The organism is Paraburkholderia sp. SIMBA_027 (genome assembly GCF_046535315.1).
GTDB classification, from domain to species: Bacteria; Pseudomonadota; Gammaproteobacteria; order Burkholderiales; family Burkholderiaceae; genus Paraburkholderia; species Paraburkholderia tropica.
The window spans coordinates 1-308 of the sequence record NZ_JAWRWY010000293.1 but is presented as its reverse complement, the minus strand read 5'-3'; the positions used below and the strand labels follow the sequence as shown (position 1 = coordinate 308).

Annotated in this window: 1 protein-coding gene; it reads right to left on the bottom strand. The window is 36.4% G+C overall.

Translation table 11 applies throughout. The features are described from left to right. Nucleotides 1–109: 109 nt before the first annotated feature. On the bottom strand, nucleotides 110–308 hold a 199-nt coding region (locus tag SB764_RS39150; RefSeq protein ID WP_410866633.1), incomplete at its 5' end, for a hypothetical protein.

Here is a 308-nt window from a genome sequence, read left to right as displayed (position 1 = left end):
ATATCAGATTGTTTTGTATTGTTATTTGAGTTGGGTGGGTAGTGGTTGTACTGTTATTAGGAAATGTTATTCCTAATAGGATTAATAGAAATTGAATCATTTTATTTAATTAGTAAGGTTGAGTAAATGGCGGTGGTGTCTGGCCCGTATTGCCACCAGTACTTCCACCGTTTCCGTGCCCATTTCCACCGTTTCCATCTCCTAGTTCTAGACTATTGTGGATCGTTACCGAGGCTTGATTACGATTTTGAGTATTTTCTTTGCTTGGGAATATTAGCCCAATAAGAAATAATAAGAGTTTAATCATA